At 66.2% G+C, this 9,653-nt stretch carries 8 protein-coding genes and 1 tRNA gene; 8 read left to right on the forward strand and 1 reads right to left on the reverse strand.

Annotation, left to right across the window (positions count from 1 at the left end; all coding sequences use genetic code 11):
• The 7 genes from ppc to ACR2JA_RS02925 all read left to right on the forward strand — a co-directional run.
• Positions 1-2,238 (forward strand): phosphoenolpyruvate carboxylase (ppc, locus tag ACR2JA_RS02895; protein ID WP_434007620.1); only part of this gene is annotated, 2,238 nt, incomplete at its 5' end.
• Between the two features lie 172 nt (positions 2,239-2,410).
• A complete protein-coding gene (locus ACR2JA_RS02900) occupies positions 2,411-3,268 on the forward strand; it encodes a 3',5'-nucleoside bisphosphate phosphatase (RefSeq protein ID WP_434007621.1) in 858 nt (285 codons plus the stop codon).
• The gene (locus ACR2JA_RS02905) at positions 3,265-4,167 is read left to right on the forward strand and encodes a DMT family transporter (RefSeq protein ID WP_434007622.1); all 903 of its coding nucleotides are present in this window, start codon (positions 3,265-3,267) and stop codon (positions 4,165-4,167) included. Before ACR2JA_RS02900 ends, ACR2JA_RS02905 begins: the two co-directional genes overlap by 4 nt.
• A 46-nt stretch (positions 4,168-4,213) precedes the next feature.
• A complete protein-coding gene (locus ACR2JA_RS02910) occupies positions 4,214-4,849 on the forward strand; it encodes an L-threonylcarbamoyladenylate synthase (RefSeq protein ID WP_434007623.1) in 636 nt (211 codons plus the stop codon).
• Between the two features lie 69 nt (positions 4,850-4,918).
• Positions 4,919-5,587: a site-2 protease family protein gene (locus ACR2JA_RS02915; RefSeq protein WP_434007624.1), complete on the forward strand. Its 669-nt coding sequence runs from the start codon at positions 4,919-4,921 to the stop codon at positions 5,585-5,587.
• A gap of 13 nt (positions 5,588-5,600) precedes the next feature.
• Complete coding sequence (locus tag ACR2JA_RS02920) at positions 5,601-6,896, forward strand: tryptophan--tRNA ligase (RefSeq protein ID WP_434007625.1); 1,296 nt, start codon at positions 5,601-5,603, stop codon at positions 6,894-6,896.
• 183 nt (positions 6,897-7,079) lie between these two features.
• On the forward strand, positions 7,080-7,673 hold the full coding sequence (locus ACR2JA_RS02925; protein ID WP_434007626.1) for a LuxR C-terminal-related transcriptional regulator: 594 nt from the start codon (positions 7,080-7,082) through the stop codon (positions 7,671-7,673).
• A 52-nt stretch (positions 7,674-7,725) separates the two neighbouring features.
• Here ACR2JA_RS02925 and ACR2JA_RS02930 read toward each other — a convergent pair whose 3' ends face one another.
• Positions 7,726-9,171, reverse strand: a complete 1,446-nt coding sequence (locus tag ACR2JA_RS02930; RefSeq protein ID WP_434007627.1) for a sensor histidine kinase — start codon at positions 9,169-9,171, stop codon at positions 7,726-7,728.
• Positions 9,172-9,279: 108 nt separating this feature from the next.
• Between ACR2JA_RS02930 and ACR2JA_RS02935 the strand changes: the two genes are divergently transcribed.
• A tRNA-Ser gene (locus ACR2JA_RS02935) sits at positions 9,280-9,371 on the forward strand.
• Positions 9,372-9,653 lie beyond the last annotated feature (282 nt).

Raw genomic sequence — 9,653 nt, forward strand, 5'->3', positions numbered from 1 at the left:
CTGCAGGCGCGCGTGGCGACCCTGTGGCAAACCCGCATGCTGCGCTACGAGAAGCTGACCGTGGCCGACGAGATCGAGAACGCGCTGAGCTACTACCAGACCACCTTCCTCACGCAGATCCCGCGCATCTACCGCGACCTGGAAGAAGGCCTGGACGCCCAGGACGTGGCACCGTTCCTGCGCATGGGCCAGTGGATCGGTGGTGACCGCGACGGCAACCCCAACGTGACCGCGCCCACGCTGGAGCTGGCCCTGCACAGCCAGGCCGACATGGTGATCCGGCACCACCTGACGCAGCTGCACCACCTGGGCGCCGAGCTGTCGGTGTCGGCCATGCTGGCCAGCGTGAGCCCCGAGATGCAGGCCCTGGCCGAACGATCGCCCGACCAGAACGCCCACCGCCAGGACGAGCCCTACCGCCGCGCCCTGACCGGCATGTACGCCCGCCTGGCCGCCACCTTGACCGCCCTGACCGGCGGCGAGGCCGCGCGCCACGCTGTCGCACCGCAAGACCCGTACGCCAGCGCCGTCGAGCTGCTGGCCGACCTGCGCACCATCGACGCCTCGCTGGTGGCGCACCACGGTGCGGCGCTCACCCGCTCACGCCTGCGCCCGCTGATCCGAGCGGTGCAGGTGTTCGGCTTCCACCTGGCCACCATCGACCTGCGCCAGAGCTCCGACAAGCACGAGGAAGTGGTGGCCGAGTTGCTGGCCACGGCCCGTATCGAGAGCGACTACAGCGGCCTCGATGAAATGGCCAAGCGCGCCGTGCTGCTGCGCCAGCTGAACGACGCCCGCCCGCTGCGCGTGCCAGGCCACACCTATTCGGCCCATGCACAGAGCGAACTGGCCATCTTCGACACCGCCCGCACCGGCCGCGAACGCTTCGGCGCGCAGGCGATCCGCCACGCCATCATCAGCCACACCGAAACGGTGAGCGACCTGCTGGAGGTGCTGCTGCTGCAGAAGGAAGCAGGCCTCATGCGCGGTCTGCTATCGGAAGACGCGGCCGCCGACCTGATCGTGGTGCCGCTGTTCGAGACCATCGAAGACCTGCGCAATGCCGCGCCCATCATGCAGGACTACTACGCCCTGCCCGGCGTGCGCGCCATGGTGAACCGCGGTGCGCACGACGGTTACAGCGAGCAGGACATCATGCTGGGCTACTCCGACTCCAACAAGGACGGCGGCATCTTCACCAGCAACTGGGAGCTGTACCGCGCCGAGATCGCGCTGGTCGAGCTGTTCGACTCGCTCAACAAAGACCAGGACAAGACCATCCAGCTGCGCATGTTCCACGGCCGCGGCGGCACGGTCGGCCGCGGCGGTGGCCCGAGCTACCAGGCCATCCTGGCCCAGCCCCCGGGCACGGTGCGCGGCCAGATCCGCCTGACCGAACAGGGCGAGGTGATCGGCTCCAAGTACGCCAACCCCGAGATCGGCCGCCGCAACCTGGAGACCCTGGTGGCCGCCACGCTGGAAGCCACGCTGCTGCAACCCACGCGCAACGCGCCCAGGGCCTTTCTGGAAGCCGCGACCGAGCTGTCGTCGGCCAGCATGGCGGCCTACCGCGCCCTGGTCTACGACACCCCGCGTTTCGCCGACTACTTCTTCGCCGCCACGCCGATCCGCGAGATCGCGGAGCTCAACATCGGCTCACGTCCCGCTTCGCGCAAGGCCACCCAGAAGATCGAAGACCTGCGCGCCATCCCTTGGGGTTTCAGCTGGGGCCAGTGCCGCCTGACGCTGCCGGGCTGGTACGGCTTCGGTTCAGCGGTGCACGCCTTCCTGCACAAAAACGGCCCCAAGGGCGTGGCCCAGCAGAAGGCCCAGTTGCAGAAGATGGTCAAGCAGTGGCCTTTCTTCAGCACCCTGCTGTCGAACATGGACATGGTGATGGCCAAGAGCGACCTGGCACTGGCCACCCGCTACGCCGAGCTGGTGGACGACAAAAAACTGCGTACGAAGGTGTTCAGCGCCATCGAAGCCGAATGGCACCGCACGGCCGACGCGCTGGCGCTGATCACCGGCGAGAAGCAGCGCCTGGTCAACAACGCCGCGCTGCAGCGCTCGATGCGACACCGCTTTCCCTACATCGACCCGCTGCACCACCTGCAGGTGGAACTGGTGCGCCGCTACCGGGCCGGCGAAAACGACGCCAACCGCGACGAAAAGGTGCGCCGCGGCATCCACATCTCGATCAACGGGATCGCGGCCGGGTTGCGGAACACAGGTTGACCCGCGCGCGCAGAACAGCTCCCCCCGCGCCGCCTGCGGCGCACCCCCCAGGGGGCAACACCTGCGGCCGGGCAGAGCCCGTTCCGCGGTGTTCTGGACGGGTTCACGTCGTCTGATGTGGGTCTTGCAGCTCGGTTCAACAGGCAGCATGCGTCAAACCTAAAATGAACCCGTGACCCATCTCCTCAACGCCGACCTGCACTGCCACTCCGTCGTCTCCGACGGCACCCTCACACCCGAAGTGCTGGCGCAACGCGCCAAGGCCAACGGCGTGGAACTGTGGTCGCTCACCGACCACGACGAGATCGGCGGACAGGACCGTGCCATCGCCGCGGCGCAGGCCGCGGGCCTGCCCTACCTCACCGGCGCCGAAATCTCGGTCACGTTCGCGGGGGTCACTGTGCACATCGTCGGCCTGGGGTTTGACCACACGGAACCGGCCCTGGTTGAAGGCCTGCGCCAGACGCGCGGCGGGCGCGAGCAGCGCGCACGCGACATGAGCGACGACCTGGCGCGTGTGGGCATCCCCGGCGTGTACGAAGGCGCGCTCAAGTACGTCGGCAACCCGGAACTGATCTCGCGCTCGCACTTTGCGCGCTATCTGGTGGAGATCGGCGTCTGCCAGGAAACCAACGAGGTCTTCCGCAAATACATCACCGAAGGCAAACCCGGCTTCGTGCCGCACCGCTGGGCCACCTTGCGCAACGCGGTGGGCTGGATCACCGACGCCGGCGGCGTGGCCGTGATCGCCCACCCCGGCCGCTACCCCTTCACCGCCAACGAAGAGTACGCCCTGTTCACCGAGTTCAAGGCCCTGGGCGGCCAGGGCGTGGAGGTGGTGACCGGTGCGCACGGCCCGGCCGACTACGTGAAGTACGCCGACTACTGCCACGAGTTCGATCTGGTGGCGTCGCGCGGCAGCGACTTCCACAGCCCGGAAGAAAGCCACACCGACCTGGGTCAGTTGCCCGATCTGCCAGGCAAGGTCACGCCGGTGTGGGCGCTGCTGGCCGACCGCGTTCACGGATGACAGCGCACACCTCGGGCGCCCGCGCCACGCTGGGCGTTGCCTTTCTGGTGCTGGCCGTCGCCTGTTTTGCGGTGCTCGACACCGCGGTGAAATACGTCGGCGCCTTCGTGCCCGTGCTGGTGGCGGTGTGGTTCCGTTACCTGTTCCAGGCGGTGGCGGTCAGCGCGTTCATGTTGCCGGTGCGTGGGCGCCGCCTGCTGCACACCGAGCACCCACGCTTCCAGCTGCTGCGCGGAGCCCTGCTGCTGACCGTGAGCGCTTTGTCTTTCGTGGCGGTGCAGTTCATGCCGGTGGGCGAGTTCACCGCCTTCGTCATGACCACGCCGCTGGTGGTCACCCTGCTGGCCGCCGTGTTTCTCAAAGAACAGGTGTCGCTGCTGCGCTGGATGCTGGTCGGCGGGGGCTTCCTGGGCGCTTTGCTGGTCGTGCAGCCTGGCGGCGCGTCGTTCGGCTGGGCCACGCTGCTGCCACTGGCCATGGTGTTCACCTACGCCTGGTTCCAGATCCTCACCAGCCGCCTGGCGCGCACCGAGGACCCCATGACCATGCATTTCTACACCGGCTGGGTGGGCGCGCTCATCGCCAGCGCCGTGTTGCCCCTGGTCTGGCAGACCATGCCCGACGCGACGACGTTCGCCATCCTGTGCCTGATCGGCCTCATGGGCACGGTCGGCCACTTCCTGCTGATCCTCGCGTTCGCGCGCGCACCGGCCTCCACCCTCACACCCTACCTGTACACCCAGATCGGCTTCGCCATGCTGTGCGGCTGGCTGGTGTTCGACCACGTCCCGGGCGCGCTGGAGCTGACCGGCATCGCGCTCATCGTGTTGTGCGGGGCCACGGCCAGCTGGCTGACCGCGCGCGAAAAGCAGCCGCTGCTGCAGCCGCCCGAACCTTGAGCCGGGTCAACGGGCAACCACCGGGTGCCCGCGCACAATACGCACCATGTCCCAGTATTTCGAAGTCCACCCCGACAACCCGCAACCGCGTCTGCTCAAGCAGGCCGTGCAGTTGCTGGACAAAGGCGGCGTGCTGGCCGTGCCCACCGACTCCAGCTACGCCCTGGTCTGCCACCTGGACGACAAGACCGCGGCCGACAAGCTGCGCCGCATCCGCCAGGTGGACGACAAGCACCACCTCACCTTGCTCTGCCGCGACCTGAGCGAGCTGGCCAACTACGCCAAGGTCGACAACCGTCAGTACCGCCTGCTCAAAGCCGCCACCCCAGGGGCCTATACCTTCATCCTCGAAGCGAGCAAGGAAGTGCCGCGCCGGCTCAGCCACCCCTCGCGCAAGACCATCGGCCTGCGGGTGCCCGACCACAACGCCCTGCTCGCCCTGCTGGATCTGCACAACGCGCCGCTGCTGGCGACGACGCTGATCCCGCCCGGCGAAGACCAGCCCTTGAACGATGCCCAGGAGATCCTGGAGCGCTTCGAGCACGCGGTGGACGGCGTGATCGACGCGGGCGCCTGCGCCATGGAACCGACCACGGTGATCGACCTCACGCCCATGGGCACTGGTGGCGATCCCGAGGTGGTGCGCGCCGGCCACGGGCCGCTGGCACCGCTGGGTTTGTAAGCCCTGCCGCCGCCCCGGCAGCGAGAGTGGCGGCCCATCTGGGACAATAGCCCTTTGCCCGCTTGTGCCATGGATTTCGCCCAGATCGTTCAGACCGTCGCCCTCTACGCCCTGCCCGTGCTGTTTGCCATCACGGTGCACGAGGCGGCGCACGGCTACGCGGCGCGCCACTTCGGGGACAACACCGCCCACATGATGGGCCGCATCACGCTCAACCCGCTCAAGCACATCGACCCGCTGGGCACCATCGCGATGCCGCTGATGCTGTATTTCGCGACCTCGGGGGCCTTCCTGTTCGGCTACGCCAAGCCGGTGCCGGTGAACTTCGGCCGGCTGCGCAACCCGAAAAAAGACATGGTCTGGGTGGCGCTGGCCGGGCCGGGCGCCAATCTCGTGCAGGCCATCCTCTGGACGCTGGCCCTGTACCTGCTGATCGCGCTGGGGGTGAACGAACGCTTTTTCACCGGCATGTGCGAGGCCGGCGTGCTGGTCAACCTCGTCATGTTCGCCTTCAACCTGTTCCCGCTGCCTCCGCTGGACGGCGGCCGCATCCTCGTGGGCCTGCTGCCCCAGCCCCTGGCCTGGCAGGTCTCGCGCATCGAGCCCTGGGGCTTTTTCGTCGTCATGGCCCTGGTCATCACCGGCGTGGTCAGCAGCCTGTGGATGCGCCCGCTGATCGCCCTGACCAGCGGCCTGATCCAGTTGCTGCTCACCCCGGTGCGCGCCCTGCTTTTCTGATCCTCTGAACTCCATGAGCCTTCGTCGCGTCCTCACCGGCATCACCACATCGGGCACGCCCCACCTGGGCAACTACGTGGGCGCCATCCGTCCCACCGTGCGCGCCAGCCGCCAGCCCGACACCCGCAACTTCTACTTCCTGGCCGACTACCACGCCCTCATCAAGGTGGGCGAGCCGGCGCGGGTGCAGCGCTCCACGCTGGAGATCGCGGCCACCTGGCTGGCCTGCGGGCTGGACCCGGACAAGGTCACTTTCTACCGCCAGTCCGACATCCCCGAAATCCCGGAACTGACCTGGCTGCTGACCTGCGTCACCGGCAAGGGCTTGCTCAACCGTGCCCACGCCTACAAAGCGTCGGTGGACAAGAACAACGCCGCCGGCGAAGACCCGGACGCCGGTGTGACCGCCGGCCTGTTCATGTACCCGGTGCTGATGGCGGCCGACATCCTGATGTTCAACGCCCACCAGGTACCGGTCGGGCGCGACCAGATCCAGCACATCGAAATGGCGCGCGACATCGCGTCGAGCTTCAACCACCTCTACGGCGAACACTTCACGCTGCCCGAGGTGGTGATCGAAGACCACGTGGCCACCCTGCCCGGGCTGGACGGCCGCAAGATGAGCAAGAGCTACGACAACACCATCCCGCTGTTCGCCACCAAAGAACAGCTGCGCAAGCTCATCATGGGCATCGTGACCGACTCGCGCGCCCCCGGCGAGCCCAAGACCACCGAGGGCTCTGCGCTGTTCCAGCTCTTCCAGGCCTTCGCCAGCGCTGACGAAACCGCCGAACTGGCCAAAGCCTACGCCGAAGGCATCGCTTGGGGCGACGCCAAACAACTGCTGTTCGAGCGCCTGGACCGCGAGATCGCGCCCATGCGCGTGGTGTACGAAGAGATGATGCGCGATCCCTCGCACATCGAAAAAACGCTCAAGGCCGGCGCCGAAAAGGCACGTTCGGTGGCCACGCCGTTCACAGCCCAGCTGCGCCACGCCGTGGGTCTGCGCCCCCTGTTCAGTGCCCCTGCCAGCGCCCAGCCAGTCAAAGCTGCCAAGGCGGCCATGCCCAGCTTCAAGCAATACCGCGAGAGCGACGGCCAGTTCTATTTCAAGCTGCTCGACGCCAAAGGCCAGCTCTTGCTGCAAAGCACCGGCTTCGCTTCCCCGCGGGACGCGGCACAATCGATGACGCGCCTGCAGAAAGAAGGTCCTGCAGCACTGCAGGCACTGGCCAGCGTGCTGGCCTCACAGGCCGACACGGCCGCGGTGAACGCCGCGCTGGCGCAGTTGGCCCAGACCCCAGAATAAGGGGTTGACAGCCGGGGCGCTCTGCGCGCCCACTGACACCCCATCAGTCCATAGTTCAACGACGGACTCGATCGGGTTGAAAAAACCAAAAACAAGGTCTGCATTTGGGCGTACTTCACTATCGCCAAACCGCCCCGATGCCGATATGCTCTCCCCAGAACCTAGCCGCTTACAACCATTGCCATGAGTATCTTTGTCATTGACGATCATCCGCTGATGCGAGAAGCCGTCGTCATGCTGCTGCGCCGCCTGCGGGCTTCGACCCAGGTGGTGGAGCTGGAACGCCTGGCATCGGTGAACAAAGCCATTGCCGAACACGGTGAACCCGAACTGGTCTGCCTGGACCTGAAGCTGCCCGACACCAACGGTGTGTCGGGTGTGCGCGAGATCCGGCAGATGCTGCCCGACACCTCTTTGATCGTGCTGTCGGCCTCACCCGCCTCGGACTACGAGGACCTCTCGCGCGAAGCTGGCGCCGACGCCTATGTGGAGAAATCCGCTGGCGCCGCGCAGATCGCCAAGGTCCTCAAGGAATTCCTGGCCGACGAGCCCGAGGACGAGAACGCTCCGACCATCCCTGAAAAGCTCTCCAAGCGCCAAAAGCAATTGCTGGTCATGCTGGACCGCGGCCTGTCCAACCGCGACATCGCCGAGCAGCTGCAGATCAGCGAGCACACGGTCAAGGTGCACCTGTGGCGCCTGTTCCGGCGCCTGAACGTCAAGAGCCGCTCGCAAGCCAGCCACCTGGCCCGCACCGCCGGCCTGCTCGACCTGTAGACCGCGTTGCGCGGACGCTCGCCGGGGCGCCGGGCCGCGTTGGACGCGCCTTTCAGCGCAAAGGCATCAATTCCGAATTCAGCACCACCGTGGGCCCGGCCTCGTGGTGCTGATCGCGCTGCGTGAACGCCGGCAACATCACCCGGAACACGCTGCCCCGGTTCGCGACAGACGACAGGGCCAGCTGGTAGCCCATCAAGGTGGCCAGGCGCGAGACGATGGTCAGACCCAGCCCCAGGCTGTCCTCGGTGCCTTGGTGCTGAGACACCCGGAAAAACTCCTGGAAGATCGCCTGCTGGTGTTCACGCGCGATGCCCACGCCCGTATCCCAGACCTCGAACATAAGCATGTCGCTGCGCTGGCGCAGGCCCAGCAGCACTCCCCCGCGACTGGTGTGCTTGAGCGCGTTGGACAGCAGGTTGCCCAGAATCCGCCGCAACACCACCGGATCGGCCCAGATCGTCAGCGGCGGGGTGCGGGTGCGCAGGCGCAGCGACTTGGCCGCAGCCACCGGCTCAAACTGTGTGGCCAGATCCGCAAACAACTGCCGCACGTCCACGTGTTGCAAGCGCACCTTGTAGTTGCCGGCGTCGATACGTGTCAGGTCGAACAGCGAATCGAACAGTTCGTTGATGGCGCGGGTGGACTGCAGGATGCGGGGCGAGATGTCGCGCGCCATCTCCGGCTCGGTCGCCAACCAGTCGGCGTACAGGCTCAGTGCATGCACCGGCTGGCGCAGGTCGTGCGCGGCCGAGGCCAGAAAACGGTTCTTGGTCGCCACCGCGCGCAGCGAGGCGCGGGTCTGCTGGGTCAGCGAGTCGATCAGCTCCTGGTTGGAAAACTGCAACTCCAGGCTGGCACGGTGCACCTGGTGCAGCCGTTCACCGGCCATGCGCAGCAGCCACCAGAACACACACAACAGAAGCAACAGCGACACCACCATGCGAACATGTTCCGGCGTGACGGCGACCCGCAGCAAGGACAGACACAGGCCCAGCATCACCGAACCCACCAGAAAACCGGTGTAGCGGCGCAACACCGGCAGGTAGGCGCTGAAGGCGGTGAGGGACAACAAACCGTGTCCCAGCACGACGAGGCCACAGACGAACTGCGTCTGCACCGAAGCCTGCTGGAACACCAGCCCAACAGATGCCCCCCACATCGCGCCGACCAGGGACCAGGTCCAGCCGTAGCGCCCCATGAACGTCATGCGCATCGCACCGCCGACGCTGTCATAGCGCAAGCGGTAGAGACCGATCATGCGATAGCGGTACAGCAGCACCGCGAGCAGAAGCCCCGTCCAGACGATCAGCGCCATGGTGTCGACTTCACCGGCCATGAGGAACACCATCACCGGCAAGGCCAGGGCGGCGGCCAGCAGCGAAGGCATCATGTTGTCCATGAGCACACCGATCAGCTGTGAATCCACCCACTCGTCTCGCACCTCCTGCGTAGCGGGCAGGTGCTGATGGGTTGCGGGCTGGGTATCGACGAGCATGCCGGGCAAAGTGTCTGGAAATCTTGGTCCATTGTCGCACCCCGCCGCCAGAGATCGGCACGCCAAAAGCAGTGGCTCACGTCCTGCTAGAATATGAGGCTTCGACGCGGAGAGGTGGCAGAGTGGTCGAATGCACCGGATTCGAAATCCGGCGTACAGTTTCAACTGTACCGAGGGTTCGAATCCCTCCTTCTCCGCCACAGATAGGTTTTTTGATATCCACGGATGTCCTCAAAACCACTCAGAAGCCCCGTGTACCGGGGCTTTTTTGTTTTCTGGCGTCCTGTTCCGTCCATTTACAGCCCGACCGATTCAGGGGCATATTTGGGGGCACGAATCGGCGTTTTCCGATGCCCCCAGCAAACATGCCCCCATGCCCCTGACCAAGATCGAATGTGACCGGGCCGCCTGTCCACCCGGCAAGCCCTATGGCCGTCTGGCCGATGGCCTGGGCATGTACCTTGAGGTCACGGCAGCCGGCG

The sequence above is a fragment of the Hydrogenophaga sp. genome (assembly GCF_051007235.1).
In the GTDB taxonomy this organism is placed as follows: Bacteria; Pseudomonadota; Gammaproteobacteria; order Burkholderiales; family Burkholderiaceae_C; genus Hydrogenophaga.

Coding starts and splice junctions, on each gene's coding strand:
- ACR2JA_RS02910 (WP_434007623.1), top strand. CDS start 4,214: ATGTCCCAGTATTTCGAAGTCCACCCCGACAACCCGCAACCGCGTCTG.
- ACR2JA_RS02915 (WP_434007624.1), top strand. CDS start 4,919: ATGGATTTCGCCCAGATCGTTCAGACCGTCGCCCTCTACGCCCTGCCC.
- ACR2JA_RS02930 (WP_434007627.1), bottom strand. CDS start 9,171: ATGCTCGTCGATACCCAGCCCGCAACCCATCAGCACCTGCCCGCTACG.
- ACR2JA_RS02925 (WP_434007626.1), top strand. CDS start 7,080: ATGAGTATCTTTGTCATTGACGATCATCCGCTGATGCGAGAAGCCGTC.
- ACR2JA_RS02905 (WP_434007622.1), top strand. CDS start 3,265: ATGACAGCGCACACCTCGGGCGCCCGCGCCACGCTGGGCGTTGCCTTT.
- ACR2JA_RS02920 (WP_434007625.1), top strand. CDS start 5,601: ATGAGCCTTCGTCGCGTCCTCACCGGCATCACCACATCGGGCACGCCC.